The organism is Acetobacter aceti NBRC 14818, assembly GCF_000193495.2.
GTDB classification, from domain to species: domain Bacteria; phylum Pseudomonadota; class Alphaproteobacteria; order Acetobacterales; family Acetobacteraceae; genus Acetobacter; species Acetobacter aceti.
This window is the reverse complement of sequence record NZ_AP023410.1, coordinates 2,733,830-2,757,717: the sequence shown is the minus strand read 5'-3', so window position 1 is coordinate 2,757,717 and position 23,888 is coordinate 2,733,830. Positions and strand designations below refer to the sequence as shown.

Here is a 23,888-nt window from a genome sequence, read left to right as displayed (position 1 = left end):
GTTTTGCGAAAAATTGCTTGGATGTTTCTATGTCCGGCATGAGACGAAAGCAGCCATGCAATCTATCAAACCATAAACAATAAACCGGGATCAAAAGGGACACGTCTCATTATGAGGCACGGGGCAAAGCCCCGCCAACACTCCCCCAACAAAAAAGGCCTTCCACCAGGAACACCAGCGGAAGGCCTTTCTCACACAATCCCCGACGCAGTCACCCACGCCGGGTCTTCATGCTGTAATCAGTTCTTCGTCTTGTCGACCAGCTTGGACTTGGCGATCCACGGCATCATGGCGCGCAGCTTTTCGCCGGTAGCCTCGATCGGGTGGGCGTCGTTGCGGGCGCGGACGGCCTTGAAGCCGACATTGCCGGACTGGTTTTCGAGGATGAAGTTACGCACGAACGTGCCGTCCTGAATGTCGTTCAGGATGCGCTTCATCTCTGCCTTCGTTTCCGGCGTAACAACGCGCGGGCCGGAGACGTATTCGCCGTATTCGGCGGTGTTGGAGATGGAGTAGTTCATGTTGGCGATGCCGCCCTCATAGATGAGGTCGACGATCAGCTTCATCTCGTGAAGGCACTCGAAGTAGGCCATCTCGGGAGCGTAACCGGCTTCCACCAGCGTCTCGAAGCCAGCGCGGATCAGCTCGACCAGACCACCGCAGAGAACAGCCTGCTCCCCGAACAGATCGGTTTCGACTTCTTCCTTGAAGGTCGTCTCGATGATGCCTGCACGGCCACCACCATTGGCGGAAGCGTAGGAGAGAGCGATCTCCAGAGCGTTGCCGGAAGCGTTCTGCGCCACGGCGACGAGGGACGGCACGCCGCCGCCACGCTGGTATTCGGAACGAACCGTGTGGCCCGGGCCCTTCGGCGCGATCAGGAACACGTCGAGGTCAGGACGCGCTTCGATGATGCGGAAGTGGATGGACAGACCATGCGCGAAAGCAAGGGCAGCACCCTGCTTCAGGTTCTTCTCAAGGGATTCCTTGTAGAGCGCGCCCTGACCTTCGTCGGGGGTCAGAACCATGACGACGTCGGCCCACTTGGCGGCTTCGTCAGGCGTCATGACCTTGAAGCCAGCGGCTTCGGCCTTGGCGACGGCGGAGGAAGTCGGGCGCAGACCGATCACGATCTCCTTGACGCCACTGTCCTTCAGGTTGTTGGCATGGGCGTGGCCTTGGCTGCCGTAACCGATGATGGCGACCTTCTTGTTCTTGATCAGGTTAACGTCGGCGTCGCGATCGTAATAGACGCGCATGGACATAATGTATGCCTTTCAGTGCAGAAACCGGAGCGCGCCTGTGGCGTCACCCCGAAAAGGAAACTCAGAGGGTGCGGGGGCCTCGGGTGAGACCGGCGACACCGGTGCGGGAAACTTCAGCGAGACCGATGGGTCGCATCAGTTCGATGAAACTGTCCAGCTTGTCGCTTGCTCCCGTCAGTTCGAACACAAAAGAGCTTGCGGTCGTGTCCACGGCGCGGGCCCGGAAGGCTTCCGCAATGCGGAGCGCCTCTGTGCGGGCCTCGCCAGTGGAGACGACTTTCACAAGCACCATCTCGCGGGCGATATGTGGACCAAGCGTTGTCAGGTTGGCAACTCGGCAGACCGGAACCTGTCGGTCGAGCTGGGCGCGTATCTGTTCGATGATCTCGGGCGTGCCGGAGGTCACGATATTGATGCGCGAGCGTGTGCCGCCCCCTTCGACCGGGGCGACGGTCAGGCTCTCGATATTGTAGCCGCGACCGGAGAACAGGCCGACCACGCGGGCGAGAACGCCGCTTTCATTGTCCACGAGCACGGAAATCACGGCGCGGGTGATGTTTTCGCCACCCGAGGCGAGGCCGTCGGGAGAGAACGAGGCTGTCGGGGCCGACAGGTCAGAAAAATGCTTCATCGACTGAATCCGGAGTCCGATCCGTTACGACGTCCGGGCGGCTGTAACCGCGCCGGGCGTAAAAGGGAAGAGCATGGGCGATGTGCGGCGCTTCCTTTTCTTTTTCTGAAGAAAAGGAAGCGCTACACGCGGGAATGCGGTCTTTAAACGAGCATCTTCCCCTCGTCGGTAATTTCCGCGCCCTTCTCTTCCTGCTCCGGGCCGAGGATCATCTCGTTATGGGCCGCGCCAGACGGAATCATCGGGAAGCAGTTCTCTCCCTCCGCCACGCAGATGTCGATGACCGCCGCACCGTCATGCTCCAGAGCGGCGCGAATGGTGTCATCCAGTTCGCTCATCTTCGTAGCGCGGAAGCCCTTGGCGTGGAAGCTGTCGGCCAGCTTCACGAAGTCCGGCAGCGCGTCGCTGTAGCTCTCGGAATAGCGGGAGCCGTGGAGCAGTTCCTGCCACTGACGAACCATGCCCATATAGTGGTTGTTGATCAGGAAGATCTTCACTGGCAGGCGATACTGGGCGATGGTTCCCAGTTCCTGAATGTTCATCAGGGCCGAGGCTTCACCGGAGATGTCGATGACCAGCGCATCCGGGTGCGCGACCTGTGCGCCGACGGCGGCGGGGAGGCCGTAGCCCATCGTGCCAAGACCGCCAGAGGTCAGCCAGTGGTTCGGGCTTTCGAACTTGAAGAACTGGGCGGCCCACATCTGATGCTGACCGACTTCCGTGGACACGAAGGTCTCACGGCCAGTCTCGACGGCCAGTTCATAGATGCGCTTGATGGCCTGCTGCGGCTTGATGATGGCGTCCGCAGACTTGTCCTGCGTGAAGCGCAGGCAGTCGAGCGCCTTCCATGCTTTGATGCGGGACCACCATGTTTCCAGCGCCTTCGTGTCCGGTTTGGCGGTCTGTGCCTCCCATTCCTCGATCATCATGGCGATGATGCGTCCGGCGTCACCAACGATCGGCACGTCTACACGGATGATCTTGTTGATCTGCGAGGGGTCGATGTCGGCGTGGATCTTGAAGGAGTGCGGCGAGAACGCATCGACGCGACCGGTCACCCGGTCATCGAAACGGGAACCAAGGGCGATCAGCACGTCGCAGTCATGCGTGGCCAGATTGGCTTCGTAGGTGCCGTGCATGCCCAGCATGCCGAGGAACTGCTTGTCGCTGCCGGGGAACGCGCCGAGGCCCATCAGGGTGGCGGTGCAGGGGAAGCCGGTCATATGGATAAGGCGCGTGAGATCGGCGCAGGCTTCCTTGCCTGCGTTGATCACGCCGCCGCCGACATAGAACAGCGGGCGCTTGGCCGACTTCATGGCCGCGACGGCGCGGGCGACGGCCTTACGGTCCGGCTCGGTGCGCGGCTGGTAGGACGCGCGCGGCGTGCGGCTTGGCGGCGCGTAGGGGGCCGGGCCGACGGTGATGTTCTTCGGCAGATCGACCACCACCGGGCCGGGGCGGCCGGAGCGGGCGATCTCGAAGGCCTCGTTGACCACGGGGGCCAACTCTTCCGGGCGCTTGACCAGATAGTTGTATTTCGTGGCCGGGCGCGTGATGCCGGTGGTGTCGGCTTCCTGGAACGCGTCGTTGCCGATCAGCGACACCGGCACCTGCCCTGTCAGACAAACGACGGGCACGGAATCCATCAGCGCGTCGAGCAGACCCGTCACGGCGTTGGTCGCGCCGGGGCCACTGGTCACCAGCACCACGCCCACGCGACCGGTCGAGCGGGCATAGGCTTCGGCGGCATGCACGGCGGCCTGTTCGTGGCGCACGAGAATGTGGCGGATGCGATCCTGCTGGAACAACGCATCGTAAATCGGAAGGACCGCGCCTCCCGGATAGCCGAAGACGACCTCGACGCCCTGATCCACAAGAACCTTCATGAGCACCTCGGCGCCGGTCAGCGTGGTGCTGGCGTCGGGCTGGGTCGCAATCGTCTGTGTGGTGGCGTTCATCGTCGTCTCCCGCAAGGTGGGCACCCGTCTCTGTGGGACCTGTTTTCACCCGGGTTTGCTGTGTTGAGCCGACCGCGTTTCGCGCATCGGCAGGGCTGGACCTCCGGCGTCAGTGTCGGAAGGTGGAGGGGTGGTTTAAGCCTCACCCGTCGGAGCGTCAACCTACTTTTGCATGAAAGATATAATTTCCGGGATTTTTCTTTTCAAAAATTGCTCATTAAGGGCAATTCTGTTTTCGATAATAATCGTGTCCTCTGGACTGACGAGAGGCTGATGCGCGAACCATGTGGCCTGACGCTTGGTGTAACGGCCTGTCGCCAGCACCGCCCGCTCTTCCGCGGTGGCAAGACTGATCTCTCCCCGCAGCATGGCCGAAAGTTCCGGCACGCCATGCGCCCGCATTGCGGGAAGCGCAGGATCGAGGTGCTGCTCCAGCAGGGCGCGGACTTCTTCTATGGCTCCTTGCTCGATCATCAGACCGAAGCGGCGGGCGATGGCGGCGCGCAGCACATCCCGCGCCGGGTCGAGGCGGATCGCCTTGAACTGACAGTCCGCGGCAGGCAGGCCCGGCTGCGCCCGCCACCATGCCAGCCCCCTCCCCGTGCTGCGCCAGACCTCCCATGCCCGGGCCAGACGCTGTGGGTCGGTGGGACGCAACCCGCCCGCCGTGTCCGGGTCCACCGCCATAAGACGGTCATGCAAAGCAGCGGGGTCAGCCGCGAGCGCACGCGCTTCTTCCCGCGCCTCTGCGCTGGCTTCCGGGATTTCGGCCAGTCCATTGGTCAAGGCGCGCAGATACATGCCGGTACCGCCGCACAGAATGGGCAGGCGACCCGCCGCCCACGCTTCTTCCATCGCGGCCAGCGCTTCCAGTCGCCACCACGCCACGCTGCGGGCTTCGGCTGCTGGGCTGACGCCATACAGCCGGTGCGGAAGACGCGCCTCCTCTTCCGATGTCGGGCGGGCGGTCAGCACCCGCAGTTCGCGGTAAACCTGCATCGAATCCGCATTGATGACGGTGCCGTTCAACTGCTCGCCCAGAGCGATGGCCAGCGCGGACTTTCCGGAGCATGTCGGCCCTGCGACAATCAGCGCCGCACGGCTGGTGTCCGTTTTCTTCATCATCCTGTCGCTTGCCTCCAGCCATCAACCCTGTCACACGCAGCATCATTATGAGCGCTATTCTGACACTCGTCGCGAACCGCGAAGCCACATCCCTCACACCCCAGGACATTGCGCTGGCCAGCACGCTGGCCGCAGGGGGCGAGACGACCATCCTCTCGCCGGGCGAGGCTGTCGATATCGCCTGCGCGCCCCTCACGCCAGCACAGATCGACGCCATCCGCCTCGCCCTGACGGATCGCGCTATCGATGTGCTGTATGGTCCGAGCGAAAACCGGCGCAGGAAAATCCTTGTGGCCGACATGGACAGCACCATCGTCGCCAATGAAACGCTGGACGATATCGCCGCTCATGCCGAGCGCATCCGTCCGGGCATTGGAGAAGAAGTCGCCGCCGTCACCCGCCGTTCGATGAATGGCGAAATCGACTTCCAGACCTCGCTCCGCAACCGTGTGGCGTTTCTGCGCGATCTACCGGCCTCCCTGCTGGAAGACGCGTGGAAAGACGTAAAAATCAATCCCGGTGCCCGCACGCTGGTGCAGACCATGAAGGCAAACGGTGCAGCGACAGCACTGGTCTCCGGCGGCTTTACCTGGTTCACCGCCCGCGTTGGAGCGGCATGCGGTTTTGCCGAGAACCACGCCAATATCCTGAATGTCACAGGTGACACGCTGGACGGCACGGTCGGCGAACCCATTCTCGGCCCTGACGCCAAATTGCAGCACCTCATCCGTATCGCCGCCACCGCTGGCGCACCTCTGAGTGCGGCCCTGACGATCGGTGACGGTGCCAACGACCTGCCCATGTTGCGTGCAGCGGGCCTTGGCATTGGCTTCCACGCGAAACCCGTAGTGCGGAGGGAGATTGTGAACCGGATTGAGCACGGCACGTTGCGTACTGCCCTGTTCGCGCAGGGTTATCGCGCTTCAGAACTGGTCGAGGACTAAAACACCTCAGGGGTTTTGTGACGAAATATGACGGAAAGAGTCGTCTGTCGCATTCTTCTTGACATCTGAGGGCCCGGAGCGCGACCGGGAGGTATGAATACTCTTGGTCTGCTGGCGCTTCTTCTGACCCTGTCTGCGGTCTTCAGTATTGTGAATGACCGCTGGCTTCGGTTGCCGATGACGATTGGTGTCATGCTGATATCCATCGCGGCGTCCCTGCTGATTATTGCGACCGGGCTGCTCTGTCCGGCTTATGATCCGCGGGTGTTCGCACGGTCAGTTCTTGGCAGCGTCAATCTGCCGGAAGCCCTGCTGAACGGAGCACTGTCTCTGCTGCTGTTTGCCGGAGCACTGGGCGTCAATCTCGGTTGCTTTCGCTCAAAGCTGAAATCTGTCACGGCGCTCGCGGTTCTGGGGACGGTGCTCGCCGTCCTGCTGCTGGCCAGTGCTGTCTGGCTGATCTTTCCGCTTCTGGGAATGAATATCCCCTTCTCGTGGTGCGTCATACTGGGCGCGATCCTTGCACCGACCGACCCCGTCGCCGTTATCGGCATGTTGCAGCGTCTGGGCCTGCCACAGGATATTCAGGCAATCTTTGCAGGCGAAAGTCTGTTCAATGACGGTATCAGCATCGTCATTTTCGGCGTGACGATCGGCCTTGCGACAGGTGACGCCAGCCATGTCACCTTCACCCAGATTGCCGAGGGGTTTCTGTGGGAAGCCTGTGGTGGCGCACTGCTGGGCGCTGCGACCGGCTGGCTGACCCTTTTCCTGCTGCGTTCCAGCAAGGATGCGCATACGCAACTGATCGCCTCGCTCGCGCTGGCGACGGGCACATACAGTGTCGCCAGTTATTTCGGCATGTCGGGAGCTGTCGCTGTGGTTGTCGCCGGTCTCTGCCTTGGCACGCACTACAGCCAGTCCATCTTTGATGAGCACGGACGCAAGGAACTGAACATCGCGTGGACGCTCATCGACGAAGTGCTGAATGTTCTGCTGTTTCTGCTGATCGGCTTTGAGATCCTCGAAATTCCGCTGCATCTCTCTTCGCTGGCGGCCATGCTTCTTGTTGTCCCATTGTCCATTCTGGGACGTGGCCTGAGCGTATTTCTCTCGACGCTGCCTCTCCATCTGAGACACTGGGACAAGGGAAGACTGCTCAGCATCCTGACATGGGGCGGCCTACGCGGTGGCATCTCGCTGTCGCTGGCGCTTGGTCTGCCGCAAGGTGATCTGCGTACTCTGGTGCTGCCGATCTGTTACGGTGTCGTCGTGTTCACCATCATCGTGCAGGGTCTCACCATGGAACGGGTGGTGAGACGGTTCTATCCTGCTCCGTAAGGCTTGGAGAGCCATTCGGGGCAGGATGTTTCTCTCTCACCACCCAATACAAAGCAGGATCAAAGGGACGACATCCCTTTGAGAGGGTTCGGGGCAAAGCCCTGAAGCTGTGATCAGCTTTGAAAGTATTGTAGGCGGCTTCCTTTTACAGAAGACCGTCGTTTACCGAGCCGGAATAACTTCGATCTCCAACGGCGCTTCGCCAGCAGCAATTACAAGCAAACGATCAATATTGGGATGAGCTCCCGGTCGATTGCGTGCGTCCAGCGTATGCTCACCAAAAACAGCCAGACCATGCTCGGCAGCGTTTGCGTCGAGTTTGCCGAAAGCCTGTTTGAGATATTGATAAACAGCCAGCGAGCCCTGCTTTCCCGGCTGGTTTTCAATGCTGGCGACAACCTTACCCGTACCGTCGAGCAGGTCGATGCGCTGCACTCCCTCGATGGAAGGCAGTTTCTGGAGATTTTCCTTGAAAATCGTACCCGGCTGAATCTTTTGTAGCATCTGTCGAACTCCTGCCTTTCTGACACTCACCAAAAACCTGTCTGAGGCAGCACTTCATGCTTCAGGATGCCAAGAAGCACGCTTTTCGACTTCACCCTGACCCTATTTCACAATGGGCTTGCCTATATGCAGGTTCGGGTCATTGTGTTCCAGCATCGGCGCATAATGGCAATGCATGCACCCGACATTCAGGTCTCATGGTGATGATCGCATGCATTATCGGACTGTCCGTCAGGAGACATTGAACAGAAGCCCCGCTGAACCCGGTTTCCAAGCAGAGAACATGAAAACGGCGACCCGAAGGTCGCCGCCATTTCTTATTGTTCTTATCCGACACAAACAGCCTCTCACACGACATCACGAATTTCAATACAAAACGAATATGTTTTATACACAAATTAAGTTTATCGGACTCACATATATTTCATTCGCCAAATCGGTATTTTTCTCTGTCGCTAGGAATCAAGAACAACAGGATGAAAACGTCAGCTGTTTTCCGGCATGGCGCAGGGTAACCTGCATGATCGAAGCGACGGAAACCACTCGTCAACAGAACACCATGCCTGCTGCTAATAAGGCGAGCGTCAGTCCAAAGCCTCAAAAACAGACATACCCGGCTTGATGTCGATATTCGTCTGGTCTTGCACCCTCGACAGACAGGAAAACCGTCGCCAGAGGCGTTCTGGACGCTCCCTGAAACGCGCTGCGTTCAAGCAAAACTGGCTCACCAACCCCAGTTCTGAACCGAACCCAACAAGCCCCTTCTTCTCAAAGCGCACTCAAGAAACCGGAGACAGATCGATAGCTTATCGAAACAGCTACATTCCAAAAAGAAACCATTCACGATGTGAAAGACAACTATACACAGAAAAAGCATATCAATGAATAATTAAAGACCTATCCGGTCCGAATTGGTGGTAAACAGCCAAAAATCAGAAGAACTCCCGCATAACAGACCAGCATCCAGACCTCTTGCGCCCATCGTGAGAGAAGCGAACACTAGTGCGTCAATTTGGTTTTCAGGAGATTTTTCATGAAATCACTGTGCAAATCCGCAGCTCTTGCAGCTGCATGCGGTTTGACACTGGTCGCTGGTGTGGTGTCCGCTCAGGCCGCTCCCGCAGCGGCTCCTTCCGTGGCTGAGGCTCCTGTGGGACCTGGCCCGACAGTGGACAACGCCTCCGTCGGCAACATCGCCGGTCTGATGTACTATTGCTACGCGCACGATATTGATGACGACACCACGGTGCGTTCGCTCGGTCGCTCGCTGGCCAAGCGCGCCGATGTGAAAAACGACCCAGCCTATGCCGCTGGTGGCGTCGGAAAGCTGATGGTCGGTCCGGGTCAGATGGTTGACCTGACCGCTGCAGAAAGCGACGTTCGCACAGCATCCTGCGCTCATGCTGCCCAGCGCGGCACCGAGCTGGACGATGGCACCTTCCTTCTCCCACTTCAGGACTGAGCACTCCTGACGCTACGGCTGACAGATTGCGCTGTCAGCCGTAGCCTTGCGATGAAAAGCCTGGCCCACACAGGGCAACGCACAGGCACCCATTCTGCACACGCAGATTGCATCCATCTTTGGGTTGCATCTCTCTGCTGATCCAGTATTTTGACCAGCATGACTATTGCCGCCGCCCGTTCCGAGTCGATGAAGCGCTTCAGCGCCACGACTACGCGCGGCCTCTCCCAGCTTCTCCTTCGACTTATCCGCCCCTGAGCGCGCCCATCGGCATGCGTTGCCGATAACGCTTAGGGGATATCGTCAGCAGAGCGTTTCGTGCCTAAAAGGACGAAACAGGGACCAAGACACGTCATACCGGGGCTTTTCATGACCTTCGACCATCCTTCCTTCGGCCGCATCACCGACGATCGGGTTTTCATCTTCGATACAACGCTGCGTGACGGCGAGCAGTCGCCGGGCTTCTCCATGAATCTGGAAGAGAAACTGCGCATGGCCGCAGCGCTGGCCGACCTCGGCGTGGACGTGATTGAGGCGGGTTTCCCCGTTGCGTCCAAGGGTGACTTCCAGTCCGTCGCTGAAATCGCCCGTGTCGTGAAAGGCTCGGTTGTCTGCGCGCTGGCCCGTTCCGGCGGCAAGAACGACATTCAGGCGGCAGGCGACGCCATCCGGCACGCCGAGCGTGGTCGTATCCACAACTTCATCTCCACCTCTCCGCTGCACATGAAATACAAGCTGCGGATGGAGCCCGAGACGGTTCTGGAAATCATCACCACCGGCAACAAGGCCGCCCGCAACCTGACGGACGACGTCGAATGGTCAGCGGAAGACGGCTCGCGTACCGAGCCGGATTTCCTGTGCCGCTGCGTCGAGGCCGCGATCAAGGCTGGCGCTACGACCATCAACATCCCCGACACGGTCGGCTACGCCACGCCGGAAGACATGGAGCGCATCTTCTCCATGCTGAAGGAGCGCGTGCCGGGCGCGGATCAGGTCATCTTCTCCGCCCACAATCATAATGATCTGGGTCTGGGTGTGGCCAACACGCTGGCCTCCCTGCGCGGTGGCGCTCGCCAGATCGAGTGTACGATCAACGGCATCGGCGAACGTGCAGGCAACGCGGCGCTGGAAGAGATCGTCATGGCGATCCGCACCCGCCATGACCAGTATCCCTACACCAACCGCATCGAGACGACGAAGCTGCTGAAGCTGTCAAAGATGCTGTCCACGACAACAGGTTTCGATGTTCAGCCGAACAAGGCCATCGTCGGCCGCAATGCCTTCGCGCATGAAAGCGGCATCCATCAGGATGGTGTGCTGAAGAACGCCGCGACCTACGAGATCATGACGCCGGAAAGCGTCGGCTGGTCCAAGACGTCGCTGGTGCTGGGCAAACATTCCGGGCGTGCGGCCTTCCGCGACAAGCTGGCAGCGCTGGGTTACACGATCAGCGATGAAAAGATGAATGAAGCCTTCCAGCGCTTCAAGGATCTGGCTGACAGCAAGAAGGTTGTCTACGACGAGGACATCATCGCGCTGGTTGACGATGAAGTTCGCGATCACGCCCGTATCCGCTTCCTGTCGCTGGACGTCGTCGCCGGTTCACAGCGTCCTGCCGAAGCCACGCTGGTTCTGGAAATCGACGGTGAAGCCGTGGAAACGACAGCCAACGGCAACGGTCCCGTTGATGCAGCCTTCAATGCGATCCGCAGCGCCTTCCCGCACGATGCGCGTCTGGCCCTGTTCTCTGTCGGCGCTGTCACCGAAGGCACCGATGCGCAGGCACGCACAACGGTGCGTCTGGAAGAAGAGGGCAAGATGGTCGATGGTCAGGGCGCTGACGCTGACACGGTCGTTTCCGCCGTCCGTTCCTACATCCACGCCCTAAACAAGTTGCTGGTCAAACGGACCCGCAGCGAGCCGGAAGAGCTGGTGGTGAGCTGAGGTCTGCTTCTTTTATTAAGCAGTATAAAGCCGTCCTTTCATGGGGCGGCTTTTTTTATGGCGTTTTGTCTTGTCTGCTGATGAGACTACTTTGCGCGGGAACGCAGAAAGACCCGATACCCGTTCAAAGCAGCGCTTATTGGCTATCCGCTCCCGGTGAGTTCAGCCTTAGAGCCCTTGCCGACAGCCAGATGGACCACCACGCAGGATCATCCCGAAACCTGATAAGAATTTCCTGTCTCTGACCCTGGCATGGATGATCAGCAACCCTTTTCCCTTGCGTGAGTGAAGACCATGATCCTGTTGCGTCCGACCTTACGGGCAGTATCACCCAAGCTATTACCGTCGGCCGGATCCGATGCATGGGTCATGATAGGCTCCATCGCTTGACATGAGAGGCGCATTGCCCCAACAGCCGATCTATTGGTTCTGCTCTATAGAGTATCTGTGGAGTAGCTAAGAGGGAATGTGACAGGCCTGTCCGAAAGGACCGCCCCAGGCACAGCCGCCCCCGCGACCGTTACCGGAAAGATCGCCCAATGCCACTGACGCATCGTCGGGAAGGTGGACGATCACTGGGGAAACCCTGAATCCGGGAGCCGGGAGACCTGCCAATAAACGAGACAACGGGCAGCCGGGGTGCGCTGCAACCGGCTGGACGCTCCCCATTGTCCGTTCGCGGCCGGGGTTTGGCCGCGGGCACCCCAGTTGCTGAACAGAGCTGGGACATGAATGCGACACTCCTCGTCTGTACGACCTGCCGCGCAGGTCAACCGACCGTGAAGGGGCAACCCGTAGCAGGCGCTCGCCTCTACAGCGCGCTGGCCAGTAAACCCATGCCCGAAAATCTCACCATCGCACCGGTTGAATGTTTGTCCGCCTGCGGTAATGGCTGCGCGATAGCACTGACCGCACCCGGCTGCTGGAGCTATGTCTACGGGCGTCTCAGTGAAAACGACGCGGCCGAGATCCTGACTGGCGCAACTGCCTATGCCGCCACTCCTGACGGTCTGGTGCCCTGGCGCCAGTGCTCGCAGATTTTCCGCAAACAGAGCCTTGCCCGCCTCCCTCCGCAGGAGCGATGACATGACCTGCTCGACCGGCTTTGCGAAAATTCCCGTCTCTGCTCCAGCCGACACTGAAGCGGCCCCGACCCTGATCCGCGAGCAACAGATACGGCGCGTAAAAGACTACGTCGCCCACAGCAGCAGAAAACCAATACGTATGGCCGTGGGCGAGCATGTGCGCACCCGGTATGATCACCTACGGAACACGCAGCCGCATCAGACCCGGCTGATGATTATTGCCGGGCACGACCCTATCGATATCCAGACGAGCCATGCCACGCCATCGGGTCAAATGAGGCGGAAGGGATAAATCACCATGCAGGTGGTCTTCCGCGAAAATCACAGTCGCTTCCGCACGTTCGCCGCAGCAGGTCTGTGGACGATCCGTCGTAACACCATCGTCGCCAGTCTGTGCGAGGCACTATGACTGCACCGCTAGTCAAGGGCTGGTGTCCCGGCGCTCTTCGCCCGATGCCCTCCGGTGACGGACTGCTTGTCCGTGTCCGTCCTTCCATCGGGCGACTGACCCAGGCGCAGGCCACCGGCATTGCGCGCCTTGCCGAGCAATATGGCAATGGGCAAATCGACTTGTCCGCACGGTCCAATATCCAGATTCGTGGCGTTGCCGACCCGACCTATGTCCCGCTTGTCACGAGCCTCACCTCGCTAGGTCTTGTCGACGCGACACCTGAAGCGGAAGCCAGACGTAATATCGTCGTGACGCCATTCTGGCAGAGCGGCGACGTCACGGCGGAACTGGCCGAACGGCTGAGCAACGCCCTGCGGGACGACCGGACGCTCGACCTTCCCGGCAAATTTGGCTTTGCCGTCGATACAGGCGAGATGCCCGTCCTGAGGGATGTCTCCGCCGATATCCGGATCGAACGCGACGCTACGGGCGCTTTGCTCTGCCGGGCCAATGGCGCTGCCAGTGGCGCACGGGTTACGTCGGACACAGCCGTGGATACAGCGCTGAGTCTGGCCCGCTGGTTCATCTCCAGCGGCGGTCGGAAACGGATGGCGGTGCATCTGGCTGGCGGCGCAACGTTGCCCTCCGCCTTTACCGCAGTCGAAGCCGCACCGATGACCGACATGTCGCCTCCCGTGCCCGGTCCATCGGCCGCCGGATTCATGATCGGCTTCGCCTTCGGACAGATGCAGGCGCACACCCTCTCCGCCCTAGCCGACATCGCCCCTTTGCGCGTCACACCATGGCGCATGCTGCTGCTCGAAGGGCAGACGATCGCACCAGATATCGAGGGGATCATCACGCGCCCGGACGATCCCCTGCTGCGGGTCATCGCCTGTCCCGGTCTGCCCGGCTGCACCCAGGCCCTGCAACCCACGCGACCACTGGCGCGAGTTCTCGCGCCGCACGTTCCTGTCGACAAGATGCTGCATGTGTCCGGCTGTGCGAAAGGGTGCGCACATCCCGGGCCGACAGCGCTGACACTCGTGGCTCAAGCCCATAACTTTGGCCTTGTCAGAGACGGCAACGCTGCCTCCCCTTCCCCACACCCTTCCCTCACGGTCGAACAGTTGCTGGCCAATCCCGGAACGCTGATGGAAAATCCAAATGCCTTACCAGTATGAAACCAACGGCGCTGCCATCTACCGCCAGTCCTTCGCCATCATCCGGGCGGAGGCCGATCTGGCCCGCTTCACTCCGCAAGAAGAAATCGTCGCCGTACGGATGATCCATGCGGCTGGCATGGTCGGTCTGGAAAAACACATCGCTTTCTCGCCCAACATGGCGATCGCGGCGCGGGCGGCGCTGGAAGCCGGGGCACCCATCCTGTGCGACGCACGCATGGTCAGCGAAGGCATTACCCGCGCGCGCCTGCCCGCCGACAATGACGTGATCTGCACGCTGAACGACCCCCGCGTAGCCGATATGGCCCGCGAGGCCGGCAACACCCGCTCGGCCATGGCGCTCGAACTGTGGCGTCCTTACCTCGCGGGAGCTGTGGTGGCCATCGGCAACGCGCCCACCGCCCTGTTCCACCTGCTCAACATGCTGGAAGACGCAAGCTGTCCCCGGCCAGCGGCGATCATCGGTTGCCCGGTCGGGTTTGTCGGTGCTGCGGAATCGAAGGACGCGCTGATGGAGGCGCTGCCTGTTCCCGCGTTGACGGTCCGGGGGCGTCTGGGCGGTTCGGCGATCACGGTCGCGGCGGTGAACGCGCTGGCCAGTCGGACAGAATAGCATCATGTCCGGCAAGATCATCTGCACAGGCCTCGGCCCCGGCGATCCCGACCTGATCAGCGTGCGCGCCGACCGGCTCATTCGCAATGCCCGCCATGTGGCCTATTTCCGCAAAGCCGGACGCGCAGGTCAGGCACGGCGGATTGTCGAAGGCATGCTGGCGCCCGGCATTGTCGAATATCCGATGGAATATCCCGTCACCACCGAACTGCCGGTGAACAGTCCCGCCTATCGCAGCGCGCTGGCCAGTTTTTACGATGACTGGGCGGGTCGCCTGGCCGATCTGGCGCGGACGCAGGAAGTGGTGGTGCTGTGTGAGGGCGATCCGTTCTTCTACGGCTCCTTCATGCATCTGCACGCACGACTTCAGGGCCGCGTCGAGATGGAAGTCGTCCCCGGCATCACCGGCATGACCGGCTGCTGGAACGCCACAGACATTCCGATCACATGGGGCGACGACGTGCTCACCGTGCTGACCGGCACGATGCCGGAGGCCGACCTGACACAACACATGCAGGCCGCGGATGCACTCGTGGTGATGAAGACCGGCCGGAACCTGCCCAAGGTGCGCCGGGCTCTGGCCGCCTCCGGTCGGCTTGAGGATGCGTGGCTGGTGGAGCGTGGCACCATGCCCGGCCAGCGGGTGATCCGCCTTGTCGAGGCCAGCGACGACGACTGCCCGTATTTCGCGATCGTGCTGGTGCATGGGCAGGGCCGCCGTCCCGAAAACGAGCATGGAGGGGAATCATGACCGTCACGCCACTGGTCATTGCCGGTCTCGGTCCCGGTGACGAGGCACTGATTACGCCGGAAGTGACCGCCGCCTTGGCGGATGCGACTGATGTGATCGGCTACATCCCCTATGTGGCGCGCATCCCGGCACGCGAGGGGCTGACGCTGCACGCCACGGACAACCGCGTGGAACTGGAACGGGCCACTCATGCGCTGGAACTGGCGGCGGCCGGGCGCAGGGTCGTCGTCGTCTCGTCCGGTGATCCCGGCGTGTTCGCCATGGCTTCGGCGGTGTTCGAAGCGGTCGAACAGTCCCCTCGCTTTGCCAATGTCGAGATCCGGGTCCTGCCCGGCATCACCGCCATGCTGGCCGCCGCCGCACGGGTCGGCGCGCCACTGGGTCATGATTTCTGCACAATCAATCTGTCGGACAATCTCAAGCCCTGGGACCTCGTCGAGCGGCGGCTGCGACTTGCGGCACAGGCGGGTTTCGCCATGGCTTTCTACAATCCACGCTCGGCCAGCCGCCCGCATCAACTGGCCCGCGCGCTGGAAATCTTGCGTGAGGAATGCGGACCAGACCGGCTGATCATCTTCGCCCGCGCCGTCACGACACCTGATGAACGGATCAGCGTGGTGACACTGGCCGAAGCGCGTGCCGAGATGGCCGATATGCGGACAGTGGTGCTGGTCGGAAATGAAGCAACGCGACCGGTCGGCCGGTATGTCTACACGCCAAGGCGCGCGGGATGACCAAGCCACGTCATCACCTCCTCGACGGTGCGTGCGACAGGACGCGGCGACACAACAGGGCGATCAATCAGGATTACCGGCACACCCAGCGCCCGCGCGGCATCCAGCTTCGCACGCGCGCCCACGCCACCAGCGTTCTTCGCCACGACATGGGTGATGCCGTGCGCCTGCATCAGGGCGAGATCCCCTGCCAAGGTAAACGGTCCCTTTGCGATAACCACTGTCGCCTTGGGCAAGGGCAGGACGGCATCGGGCGGATCGACCAGACGCAACAGGTAATCGTGCTGTGGGCGCACCGCGAAGGCGTCGATCGACTGTCGACCGATCGCCAGAAAGATCCTTGCTGGCTCATCGGGCAGCGCAGCGACCGCGCCCGTGATGTCGGCAACCGCACGCCAGTCGTCACCTTCCGCCGCCGTCCAGGGCGCGCGCTCGAACGCCAGCAGCGGAATGCCAACAGCCGCACAGGCTTCCACCGCATTCCGGCTCATCCGGGCGGCGAAGGGATGGGTGGCGTCGATGACATGAGTGATTGCCGCCTCGCGAAGATAGGCGATAAGCCCCTCCACTCCGCCGAACCCACCGATCCGGACTGGCAGGGGCTGGCACGCTGGCGATGCGGTGCGACCGGCATAGGAAAAGGTGGCGTCAATGCCTGTTTCGGCCAATGCGCGGGCCATCTGGCTGGCTTCGGTGGTGCCGCCCAGCAGAAGGACACGCGTCATGGTTGAACCCTGGCTTGTGATCATCGGCATCGGTGAAGACAGCATGGCAGGTTTGTCGGCGTCATGCCAAGCCGAGCTGGCCCGTGCCGAGTTGATTTTCGGCGGTCCGCGCCATCTGGCGCTGGTGGAGGCGGATGACCGGGGCCGCGCATGGCCGGTGCCCTTCTCAGTCGATCCGGTATTGGCCGAGCGTGGGCGCAAAGTGGTGGTGCTGGCATCAGGCGATCCATTCTGGTTCGGCGCAGGCTCCTGCCTTGCTGACCGCCTCGATCCCGGCGAGTGGGTGTCCTACCCCGCGCCATCGACCTTTTCTCTGGCGGCGAACCGGCTGGGCTGGCGGCTTGAACAGATCGCCTGTCTGGGGCTGCATGCAGCGCCGTTCGAGCGGCTGAGCCCTGTGTTGCAGGCCAACGGGCGGGCGATCTGTCTGCTGCGCGATGGGCCCACTGCCGGAGATCTGGCGCAGTGGTTGATCGGCCGGGGATACGGAACTTCCACGCTCCATGTCATGGAGGCGCTGGGAGGACCACGCGAGCGCATCCTCACTGTCCTTGCGGAAGATTTCGCGTTTACGGACGTCACGGCACCGGTAGCCGTTGCCATCGCCATGTCGGGGCCACAGGGCCTGAGCCGGACGTCGGGTCTGCCGGACAGCACCTTCCTCCATGACGGGCAGATCACCAAGCGCCCGATCCGCGCCCTCACGCTATCGACTCTCGCGCCACGTCCCGGTGAAATCCTGTGGGATATCGGTGCCGGATCGGGATCGATTTCAGCGGAATGGTGTCTGGCGGGTGGACAGGCGATCGCGATCGAACGCCGCGCTGACCGCGCCGAGAATATCCGTGCCAATGCAAAGGCTCTGGGTGTGGATCATCTTCTGCATGTTGTGGACGGCGCAGCCCCGGACGCACTGGAAGGCCTGCCCGCCCCGAATGCCGTTTTCATCGGCGGCGGCGGTAATGCGGTCCTGCTGGATCATTTATGGACCGTGCTGCGGCCCGGAACGCGGATTGTCGCAAACGGCGTCACGCTGGAAACCGAAGCCTTGCTGGCCTTGTGGCATGGTCAAAAAGGCGGCGAATTGATGCGTATCGAGCTGGCGAAAGCCGCACCGCTGGGGTCGATGCGCGGATGGAGCCCGGCGCGCCCTGTCGTGCAGTGGAGTGTGACACGATGAGGGTCGCAGGCTTCGGCTTCCGGCAGGCCGCCAGCCTCGCATCGCTTCGTGATGCTCTGGCTGCGGCGGGTGGTGCCAAAGGCATCGACGCTCTGGCCACGGTCGCGCAAAAGGCCGCCTCACCCGCGCTTTTGGCGCTGGCGAAGGAAATGAAGCTGCCCATCCACGCGCTGAACGCCGACACGCTGGCGCATATCAGCACACCCACCCGTTCCGATCGTGCCATGGCCCGCTACGGCACCGGCAGTGTCGCCGAAGCGTCTGCATTGGCCGCCGCCGGAACAGGCGCTTACCTGCTCACCCCGCGCGCGACTTCTGCCGACGGGCTGGCCATGGCCGCGATCGCAGAAAGGAACACTCCATGACGGTTCATTTCATTGGAGCCGGACCCGGCGCACCTGATCTCATTACCTTGCGCGGACGAGACCTGATCGCAGCCAGTCCCGTCTGCCTTTATGCCGGATCTCTGGTTCCGGCGGCGCTGCTCGACCATTGCCCGCCCGGCGTGCGCATCGTGAATACCGCCCCACTATCGCTAGATGCGATTATCGCCGAAATCGTAGCGGCGCACGAAGCGGGCCATGACGTCGCCCGGCTGCATTCCGGCGATCTGTCAGTGTGGTCCGCCATGGGGGAGCAACTGCGCCGTCTTCGTGAATTAGGCATTCCTTATGACGTCACACCCGGTGTGCCATCCTTCGCCGCCGCTGCCGCTGCCTTGGGTGCGGAGCTTACCCTTCCGGGTATCGCCCAGTCGGTCGTGCTGACACGCACCTCCGGTCGAGCCACCGCCATGCCGCCGGGCGAGAATCTGGCCGCTTTCGCCGCCACAGGCGCGACGCTGGCGATCCATCTGTCGATCCATGTGCTAGACCGCGTTCTGGCCGAACTCACTCCGCATTATGGTGCCGACTGCCCTGTCGCCATCGTGTGGCGCGCAAGCTGGCCGGATGAGCGCATCGTCCGGGCCACGCTGGCGACGCTGGAGTCCGCACTAGCTACCGAACTGGAACGCACGGCGCTGATTCTGGTCGGTCCTGCGATCGGAGCGACGGGATTCGGCGAAAGTCGGCTCTATGCCGGTGATTACGACCGTCGCTTCCGCCCTGTCGGCACCGCGCCCCGTTTCCCGGCACCCGAGGCAGAATGACCTGCTTCGGATATTGGCAGGACCATGCCACATCGGGCGCATTGGCAACTAATCTGAGAAAGAGCGTTTCATGATCGATCTGGTGCTTGTCGGCATCGGCACGGGAAATCCCGAACATCTGACTCTCCAAGCCGTACGTGAACTCAATGCCGCCGACCTGATCCTCATACCGCGCAAGGGTGAAGACAAGGCTGACCTTGCCGAACTACGCCGGAGCATCTGCGCGGAAGTGCTGACCAATCCAGCCGTTCGTATCGTCGAATTTGACATGCCCCGCCGCGACGTCGCTGACCCCGATTACCGCAGAGGCGTCGCGCACTGGCACCAGGCAATCGCCCATGCGTGGAATGAAGCAATCCATGCCAACCTGCCCCAGGGCGGCACGGTCGCGCTCCTCGTCTGGGGCGACCCTGCCCTGTATGACAGCACTCTACGGATTGCCGCTCAGCTCAGTCCGGCTCCCATGACGATCCGTAGCATTCCCGGCATTATGTCGCTGAACATGCTGGCCGCCGCCCACGCCATCCCGCTCAACGATATCGGCGCTCCATTTCTGGTCACCACCGGACGCCAGTTGCGTGACCATGGCTGGCCGCCAGGTACGGATACCGTCGTGGTCATGCTGGATGGTGACTGCTCGTTCCAACATATCCCCGCCGATGCCATCAGCATCTACTGGGGCGCCTATGTCGGTATGGCCGAGCAGATTCTGCTGTCCGGCCCGCTCACGCAGATCGGGCCGCGCATTATCGCAACCCGGGCCGAAGCCCGCGCTCGCCATGGCTGGATCATGGACATCTATCTGCTGCGGCGGCACGTGGCCCGTTAGTGGCCGCTTTGGGGGGAGAGCAGAATGTCGGCTACTGAGAAGGGATGACCGAAAGCAGGCATTTGTAGCGCTCACGTTCATGACGGCTACCGACCAGTTCATGCCTTTCCGATACGGATGTGGGAATGGCAGCTCAGGCCAAAACTGGTTGCTCGCAAGGTTGAGCGCGCTGGGCCGCAGTTCGCCAACCCCGGAAATACCAGCGTGCAGAACCGCTTCGGGAATCCAGACGATTCAGTCTTCGATGAGCGGTCGGTGAACGCCTCGGTTTGGGTCTCTGACCTGATGTCGCCGTTAGCATCATTACGAGGCGGTAGCTGTCAGTTATCCTCGGTAGATAGTCGGTATGCAGATACGTCGTTGATGATGGACAAAATGGAAAAACGTAAATACCTGATGAGGTATGACCCCCAACCAGAAAAATCTTGTCCGCCGCGCGCACTCCGAGTTCAGATCATTCGCGCTTCCCAGCAAGCGCCCTCTTGATGATCGCGATCTCCAGGCTGCTCAGGGTCGCGAACGGCTCGTCGAGGCTTGGACTGATCTGGCCACGGGAACAATGGCGGGCTTCACACAAGCAGGGATGCAGGCGTTAGCGGACTTGGCCAGTGACCTCCGATCTGAAAGCCGCCTCGGCGAAAAATTAGTTGCCAAAGCCGCGTTGGCAAAAGTGTTAGCGGCGATGGCGGCAAAATCTTGGAAGGAGCGCGGCGATAAAGAGCTGGCCGATGATGAGATAGATAAGCTCAGCGCTGAAATTCGATCGTGGTTTTCGATGCAAGATCGAATTCGTATTCACTATGTTCCCTGCGCACTAAGTGCGTGGGCGGTGCCATCGTTCGACATTGGCCCTGTTAAGTTTTATGCCTTCGGAGCTCTGAGCCCGGCTCTACTCGGAATAGCAGGAGGCAAGGACGAACAATTTTCTCCAATAGATGAGTTATTGATCGGGCCGTTTCGCGAGTTTGCACGAGTTCGTCACGCAGGCACAATTGCAGAAGTTAAAGTGCGCGGTCGCGAGAAAAAGCGCTCCGCACTTGCAGCTGAGATCGCTGTGGACGTGGCACTGGCAATTCTCCAGCTCGTAATGCCACCAAAAATCTTCGATCGCGCAGCGCGAGCTAGTGCGCGAAGTGCTCCAGTTTACCATGTCCGACTATCGCGCGACAGCAATGGCTTTTCACCTGATATCGAGAACGAGGAGCCGGGGCGTTCGCTCATACCCGGCGGATTTGAGCTAATTCTCAAGCGCGATGCGAGCACAATTTCGGCTTGCGGGCGACGCTTGAGCTCGTACCTTGAAGGCGATGGCGTTTTACCACAATTGGACGAGGCTTGGTGCAATGCTACTTGGTGGTACCACCAAGCGTTGGCTGAGCCCTTTGAGACGGTAGCCATTGCGAAGTTGGAGACCGCAATTGAGGTACTTCTCCGTGCTGAAAAAACAAGCGGCAGCAAACAACGCATCCTCACCGGGATGAAGGCTCTACTGGACATCGACTGCGATGAAGATTTGGGGGACATTACAGCAGAGCAGTTTGCAACTTCAATCGTGACAGCACGAAGCCGTGTACTTCATGGTACTTGGCCGACTTTGCACACTGAGCCACCCAATAAGAATGGTGCGTCGGTGAATGTGGCTGATGTGCAAGCGCTCACACGCGCGTTGATTATAATGTATGCGCATACGGTGGACCGCTATCTCGCTGCCGGTAAGACCGATGACAAAATTGAAATAATGCTCAAGTGGCAAATTGACACAGCGAATTTAGGCAAAGAAAGCCGCCAAAATAGCCAGCTGTAGAGGAAATTGCAAAGTTGAGCGAATTAATCAGGATTGGGAGGGTTGTCCACGTCGGCGACCCGATTGATGGTAGCGCCCGAAATGCAGCCAACTCAGCTTTCTTCGGGCCGTCGATTGCAACGGGAGTGAGATCGACGTCATCCTCAAGATCGAACTTCCGCACCGACTCGCCAAGGAACTGATCGCCACGTCTCTCGCCAGTAGGGTCGGTATCCAGCACTCGCCCGGACTGATCGGCGTGCTCGATCCAGCCGATCTCAACCATCTTGGCGGTGCCCAACCCGTCAAGGGCCAGGCCGGCTACCTCTGCTTTGCCTCGGAGAAGCGCCTCGGATCAACAATCAAGACCGAGTATGACAGCTTCCTTACCAGCCCGTTCGCGCTCGAACTACTTGTGTTCGATCAACTCATTGGAAATTTCGACCGCGTATATGGGAATATACTTGAGCATGAGGGCGACTATTAGGCGTTCGATCACGACAAGATTCTCTTCCTTGACGAGCCCTGCTGGTCAGATTTGCCTGTCTCGCAAACCGTCTTCGATATTGTCGGGATGAATACGGTTTTTCGTCAAGCCAATAATTTGAGACACGCAAAGAAAATCGCAGATAGCTTCAACGCTAAAATTTCAAGCGCACCGTTGGAATTCCTGACAACGATTGCGAACATTGGGTTGCTTAGCGCCGATGATGCCACGGCGCTGATTGCCTATCTTGCGGAGAGAGCCGCCGCCCTTCCTTTGATCGTAGAGGATTTTTTCAAAAAACACGGGCCTTAATCGACGATCGACTACCGGACAAGGAGGCGCCTCCAAGGTCCGCTTCTGTTCGAAACCGGGGTTTGGTGCTGTTGGCTGAAACGGCGGCTTCGTCCCAAACTCACTCTACCGCGGTTCGTCTAGCAATGTCGGCTTTCGGGAAACCGCCAGACCCGCTTGGGTGTCGGCCATGAAGGCGTAAGCTGCCGTTTATCTTTCCGGCAGCAACTCCCATTCAAGCAAAAGGATTTCACGACTTCTGCGCGGTCGTCAAAGGCACCGGCGCGGTCGGCTTCGCACCGGAATCCACCACCACCAGCGCTTCGCCCGCGATGGGTGATGGCACCCGGTCTTTCCTCAGAAGCGCCTTGAAACGCTCATCATAACTGGCCGCCTGTTCATACTCGACATCCAGCAGACCGTGGCGGTCCATGAACACATTGAAGGCCGCGGGAATACGCACGCAACCTTCGGACGCCGGGTGCCCAAGGCGGCTTTCCAGAAAATCGGGATCGGTCGCGTGCATCTCAAGGCGGATATCGCCGGTTTCCCCGGATGCCAGCCAGCCTTTAACGGCGTTCTGCCAACCGAAGTCCCAGACCCGCATTCCTTTTGCGCCAATACCGCGAATACCGTTCTCGTTCTTCGTGCCTTCTGCCCTGTAGCCCAGACGGTCGGCTGTATTCGGGAACACACCTGTCGGCGTGATGTAGTAATACTTGCGGCCAGTATTACCGGTCGAGACTTTTACACTCCCAAGAACCTGCCAGTCCGATGTATCGGGGAGCGCCAGAACAAGCGCCAGTTTCTGGACTTTCACATTGCGATCGACGACCACAACCACCTGTGCTCGCGTAATACGGAAATCCGAACGGGCGATCGTCTCCTGCGCCAGTTTGAGCCAGTGCAGTTTCTGGGCCTCGCTCAACGGCAGCAGACCGGGCACTTCCTTGTGCAGGGCTACCACCAGTTTTTTCGCTTCAATGCGGGCTTCACTGTCATCCAGCGAAGGCAAGGGCGGGATGACAACCGGTGGTGGCACATCATTTTCGGTCAGAGACTCAGGCGGCGCTACAGTGTCCGCCGGAGTGCCGGGAGCAACCGGAGACTGGCAGAGAGCAGGCGAAGAACACTCAACAGAAGTTACGAGCGTCAAGGCCAGCGTTGTTCTCCAAACCTTCATCCAGCACTCTCTCCTCAATGCCTCCCGTCCATGATCTCGCGGGACTGCTTATGCGTGTTGTTTTATCATAGGATGAGCTACATGCTACCGGAAGAAATAACAAACCTCTTTTCGCGCACCGATTGCACTACCTATCCTTGATAGTCGTTCATAATTTGGAAAAACATGGGACAATGTAGTGATTTATGTATTTTAACTTTAAGTAAAAATGAAAATACGCAAAATTTTTACAATATATGCTTTGTCCTTACATGAATCGACGAAGCAGTCCTGCCTCGTCGGATACAGCAGTCTGCTACCATGCTCCCAACAAAAAACGCCGCTGATT

24 protein-coding genes and 1 riboswitch are annotated in these 23,888 nt (G+C 60.3%); of the genes, 17 read left to right on the top strand and 7 right to left on the bottom strand.

Features of this window, described 5'->3' with window-relative positions:
- Positions 1-239: 239 nt before the first annotated feature.
- From ilvC to miaA, 4 genes are all read right to left on the bottom strand, one after another.
- On the bottom strand, positions 240-1,259 hold the full coding sequence (gene ilvC / locus EMQ_RS12655) for a ketol-acid reductoisomerase (RefSeq protein ID WP_010666977.1): 1,020 nt from the start codon (positions 1,257-1,259) through the stop codon (positions 240-242).
- 67 nt (positions 1,260-1,326) lie between these two features.
- A complete protein-coding gene (gene ilvN / locus EMQ_RS12650) occupies positions 1,327-1,896 on the bottom strand; it encodes an acetolactate synthase small subunit (RefSeq protein WP_010666976.1) in 570 nt (189 codons plus the stop codon).
- Positions 1,897-2,039: 143 nt separating this feature from the next.
- On the bottom strand, positions 2,040-3,854 hold the full coding sequence (gene ilvB, locus EMQ_RS12645; protein ID WP_010667946.1) for a biosynthetic-type acetolactate synthase large subunit: 1,815 nt from the start codon (positions 3,852-3,854) through the stop codon (positions 2,040-2,042).
- A 162-nt stretch (positions 3,855-4,016) separates the two neighbouring features.
- The gene (gene miaA, locus EMQ_RS12640) at positions 4,017-4,976 is read right to left on the bottom strand and encodes a tRNA (adenosine(37)-N6)-dimethylallyltransferase MiaA (protein WP_018307903.1); all 960 of its coding nucleotides are present in this window, start codon (positions 4,974-4,976) and stop codon (positions 4,017-4,019) included.
- A gap of 50 nt (positions 4,977-5,026) precedes the next feature.
- On the opposite strand from miaA, the gene serB reads away from it, so the two are divergent.
- Both serB and EMQ_RS12630 read left to right on the top strand, forming a co-directional pair.
- Positions 5,027-5,923, top strand: coding sequence for a phosphoserine phosphatase SerB (gene serB, locus EMQ_RS12635; protein ID WP_010668699.1), 897 nt, complete (start codon positions 5,027-5,029; stop codon positions 5,921-5,923).
- Between the two features lie 93 nt (positions 5,924-6,016).
- Positions 6,017-7,264 carry a cation:proton antiporter gene (locus tag EMQ_RS12630; protein WP_010668700.1) on the top strand — a complete coding sequence of 416 codons (1,248 nt, stop codon included), beginning with the start codon at positions 6,017-6,019 and terminating at the stop codon, positions 7,262-7,264.
- A gap of 162 nt (positions 7,265-7,426) precedes the next feature.
- Here the strand turns inward: EMQ_RS12630 and EMQ_RS12625 are convergent, their stop codons facing one another.
- Positions 7,427-7,768 (bottom strand): DUF2322 family protein, encoded by a 342-nt coding sequence (locus tag EMQ_RS12625; protein ID WP_010668701.1) that lies wholly within the window; start codon positions 7,766-7,768, stop codon positions 7,427-7,429.
- Between the two features lie 1,033 nt (positions 7,769-8,801).
- Between EMQ_RS12625 and EMQ_RS12620 the strand changes: the two genes are divergently transcribed.
- The 8 genes from EMQ_RS12620 (at position 8,802) to cobJ (ending at position 15,932) form a co-directional block, all read left to right on the top strand.
- Positions 8,802-9,230: a hypothetical protein gene (locus tag EMQ_RS12620; RefSeq protein WP_010666156.1), complete on the top strand. Its 429-nt coding sequence runs from the start codon at positions 8,802-8,804 to the stop codon at positions 9,228-9,230.
- Between the two features lie 369 nt (positions 9,231-9,599).
- Positions 9,600-11,174, top strand: coding sequence for a 2-isopropylmalate synthase (locus tag EMQ_RS12615; protein ID WP_010666157.1), 1,575 nt, complete (start codon positions 9,600-9,602; stop codon positions 11,172-11,174).
- 407 nt (positions 11,175-11,581) lie between these two features.
- Positions 11,582-11,804, top strand: a riboswitch (cobalamin riboswitch).
- Between the two features lie 98 nt (positions 11,805-11,902).
- A complete protein-coding gene (locus tag EMQ_RS12610) occupies positions 11,903-12,259 on the top strand; it encodes a DUF1636 family protein (protein WP_026200036.1) in 357 nt (118 codons plus the stop codon).
- A gap of 1 nt (position 12,260) precedes the next feature.
- Positions 12,261-12,551, top strand: coding sequence for a hypothetical protein (locus EMQ_RS12605; protein WP_010666159.1), 291 nt, complete (start codon positions 12,261-12,263; stop codon positions 12,549-12,551).
- A 113-nt stretch (positions 12,552-12,664) separates the two neighbouring features.
- Positions 12,665-13,834 (top strand): precorrin-3B synthase, encoded by a 1,170-nt coding sequence (gene cobG, locus EMQ_RS12600; protein WP_026200037.1) that lies wholly within the window; start codon positions 12,665-12,667, stop codon positions 13,832-13,834.
- Positions 13,818-14,447, top strand: a complete 630-nt coding sequence (locus EMQ_RS12595) for a precorrin-8X methylmutase (RefSeq protein ID WP_010666162.1) — start codon at positions 13,818-13,820, stop codon at positions 14,445-14,447. Before cobG ends, EMQ_RS12595 begins: the two co-directional genes overlap by 17 nt.
- 4 nt (positions 14,448-14,451) lie before the next feature.
- Positions 14,452-15,198, top strand: a complete 747-nt coding sequence (locus EMQ_RS12590) for a precorrin-2 C(20)-methyltransferase (protein WP_010666163.1) — start codon at positions 14,452-14,454, stop codon at positions 15,196-15,198.
- Positions 15,195-15,932: a precorrin-3B C(17)-methyltransferase gene (cobJ, locus tag EMQ_RS12585; RefSeq protein ID WP_018307905.1), complete on the top strand. Its 738-nt coding sequence runs from the start codon at positions 15,195-15,197 to the stop codon at positions 15,930-15,932. Before EMQ_RS12590 ends, cobJ begins: the two co-directional genes overlap by 4 nt.
- Here the strand turns inward: cobJ and EMQ_RS12580 are convergent.
- A complete protein-coding gene (locus tag EMQ_RS12580; RefSeq protein ID WP_010668374.1) occupies positions 15,908-16,657 on the bottom strand; it encodes a cobalt-precorrin-6A reductase in 750 nt (249 codons plus the stop codon). The two genes, cobJ and EMQ_RS12580, sit on opposite strands and share 25 nt — an antisense overlap.
- On the opposite strand from EMQ_RS12580, the gene EMQ_RS12575 reads away from it, so the two are divergent.
- The 7 genes from EMQ_RS12575 to EMQ_RS12545 all read left to right on the top strand — a co-directional run bounded on the left by EMQ_RS12575 (position 16,656) and on the right by EMQ_RS12545 (position 22,398).
- Positions 16,656-17,837, top strand: coding sequence for a bifunctional cobalt-precorrin-7 (C(5))-methyltransferase/cobalt-precorrin-6B (C(15))-methyltransferase (locus EMQ_RS12575; protein ID WP_010668373.1), 1,182 nt, complete (start codon positions 16,656-16,658; stop codon positions 17,835-17,837). The genes EMQ_RS12580 and EMQ_RS12575 overlap by 2 nt on opposite strands.
- Positions 17,834-18,202, top strand: coding sequence for a cobalamin biosynthesis protein (locus EMQ_RS12570; protein WP_010668372.1), 369 nt, complete (start codon positions 17,834-17,836; stop codon positions 18,200-18,202). The genes EMQ_RS12575 and EMQ_RS12570 overlap by 4 nt, the downstream gene beginning before the upstream one ends.
- Positions 18,199-18,987, top strand: coding sequence for a precorrin-4 C(11)-methyltransferase (cobM, locus tag EMQ_RS12565; protein ID WP_010668371.1), 789 nt, complete (start codon positions 18,199-18,201; stop codon positions 18,985-18,987). Before EMQ_RS12570 ends, cobM begins: the two co-directional genes overlap by 4 nt.
- A gap of 70 nt (positions 18,988-19,057) precedes the next feature.
- A complete protein-coding gene (gene cobF / locus EMQ_RS12560) occupies positions 19,058-19,816 on the top strand; it encodes a precorrin-6A synthase (deacetylating) (RefSeq protein ID WP_010668370.1) in 759 nt (252 codons plus the stop codon).
- Between the two features lie 403 nt (positions 19,817-20,219).
- On the top strand, positions 20,220-21,620 hold the full coding sequence (locus EMQ_RS12555) for a hypothetical protein (protein ID WP_010668369.1): 1,401 nt from the start codon (positions 20,220-20,222) through the stop codon (positions 21,618-21,620).
- Positions 21,621-21,858: 238 nt separating this feature from the next.
- Positions 21,859-22,086, top strand: coding sequence for a hypothetical protein (locus tag EMQ_RS12550; RefSeq protein WP_010668368.1), 228 nt, complete (start codon positions 21,859-21,861; stop codon positions 22,084-22,086).
- Between the two features lie 87 nt (positions 22,087-22,173).
- Positions 22,174-22,398 (top strand): hypothetical protein, encoded by a 225-nt coding sequence (locus EMQ_RS12545; RefSeq protein ID WP_132012021.1) that lies wholly within the window; start codon positions 22,174-22,176, stop codon positions 22,396-22,398.
- A gap of 229 nt (positions 22,399-22,627) precedes the next feature.
- Here the strand turns inward: EMQ_RS12545 and EMQ_RS12540 are convergent, their stop codons facing one another.
- On the bottom strand, positions 22,628-23,560 hold the full coding sequence (locus EMQ_RS12540) for a L,D-transpeptidase (RefSeq protein ID WP_010668573.1): 933 nt from the start codon (positions 23,558-23,560) through the stop codon (positions 22,628-22,630).
- Positions 23,561-23,888 lie beyond the last annotated feature (328 nt).

Bases quoted from the DNA above. Each gene is read 5' to 3' on its own strand.
- ilvC (WP_010666977.1), bottom strand. From the start codon at position 1,259: ATGCGCGTCTATTACGATCGCGACGCCGACGTTAACCTGATCAAGAAC.
- EMQ_RS12595 (WP_010666162.1), top strand. From the start codon at position 13,818: ATGCCTTACCAGTATGAAACCAACGGCGCTGCCATCTACCGCCAGTCC.
- EMQ_RS12580 (WP_010668374.1), bottom strand. From the start codon at position 16,657: ATGACGCGTGTCCTTCTGCTGGGCGGCACCACCGAAGCCAGCCAGATG.
- EMQ_RS12575 (WP_010668373.1), top strand. From the start codon at position 16,656: ATGGTTGAACCCTGGCTTGTGATCATCGGCATCGGTGAAGACAGCATG.
- EMQ_RS12555 (WP_010668369.1), top strand. From the start codon at position 20,220: ATGACCCCCAACCAGAAAAATCTTGTCCGCCGCGCGCACTCCGAGTTC.
- EMQ_RS12540 (WP_010668573.1), bottom strand. From the start codon at position 23,560: ATGAAGGTTTGGAGAACAACGCTGGCCTTGACGCTCGTAACTTCTGTT.
- cobF (WP_010668370.1), top strand. From the start codon at position 19,058: ATGATCGATCTGGTGCTTGTCGGCATCGGCACGGGAAATCCCGAACAT.
- EMQ_RS12610 (WP_026200036.1), top strand. From the start codon at position 11,903: ATGAATGCGACACTCCTCGTCTGTACGACCTGCCGCGCAGGTCAACCG.
- EMQ_RS12570 (WP_010668372.1), top strand. From the start codon at position 17,834: ATGAGGGTCGCAGGCTTCGGCTTCCGGCAGGCCGCCAGCCTCGCATCG.
- EMQ_RS12620 (WP_010666156.1), top strand. From the start codon at position 8,802: ATGAAATCACTGTGCAAATCCGCAGCTCTTGCAGCTGCATGCGGTTTG.
- EMQ_RS12545 (WP_132012021.1), top strand. From the start codon at position 22,174: ATGAATACGGTTTTTCGTCAAGCCAATAATTTGAGACACGCAAAGAAA.
- miaA (WP_018307903.1), bottom strand. From the start codon at position 4,976: ATGAAGAAAACGGACACCAGCCGTGCGGCGCTGATTGTCGCAGGGCCG.
- cobM (WP_010668371.1), top strand. From the start codon at position 18,199: ATGACGGTTCATTTCATTGGAGCCGGACCCGGCGCACCTGATCTCATT.
- EMQ_RS12625 (WP_010668701.1), bottom strand. From the start codon at position 7,768: ATGCTACAAAAGATTCAGCCGGGTACGATTTTCAAGGAAAATCTCCAG.
- ilvN (WP_010666976.1), bottom strand. From the start codon at position 1,896: ATGAAGCATTTTTCTGACCTGTCGGCCCCGACAGCCTCGTTCTCTCCC.
- ilvB (WP_010667946.1), bottom strand. From the start codon at position 3,854: ATGAACGCCACCACACAGACGATTGCGACCCAGCCCGACGCCAGCACC.
- EMQ_RS12630 (WP_010668700.1), top strand. From the start codon at position 6,017: ATGAATACTCTTGGTCTGCTGGCGCTTCTTCTGACCCTGTCTGCGGTC.
- EMQ_RS12605 (WP_010666159.1), top strand. From the start codon at position 12,261: ATGACCTGCTCGACCGGCTTTGCGAAAATTCCCGTCTCTGCTCCAGCC.
- EMQ_RS12615 (WP_010666157.1), top strand. From the start codon at position 9,600: ATGACCTTCGACCATCCTTCCTTCGGCCGCATCACCGACGATCGGGTT.
- EMQ_RS12590 (WP_010666163.1), top strand. From the start codon at position 14,452: ATGTCCGGCAAGATCATCTGCACAGGCCTCGGCCCCGGCGATCCCGAC.
- cobG (WP_026200037.1), top strand. From the start codon at position 12,665: ATGACTGCACCGCTAGTCAAGGGCTGGTGTCCCGGCGCTCTTCGCCCG.
- serB (WP_010668699.1), top strand. From the start codon at position 5,027: ATGAGCGCTATTCTGACACTCGTCGCGAACCGCGAAGCCACATCCCTC.
- cobJ (WP_018307905.1), top strand. From the start codon at position 15,195: ATGACCGTCACGCCACTGGTCATTGCCGGTCTCGGTCCCGGTGACGAG.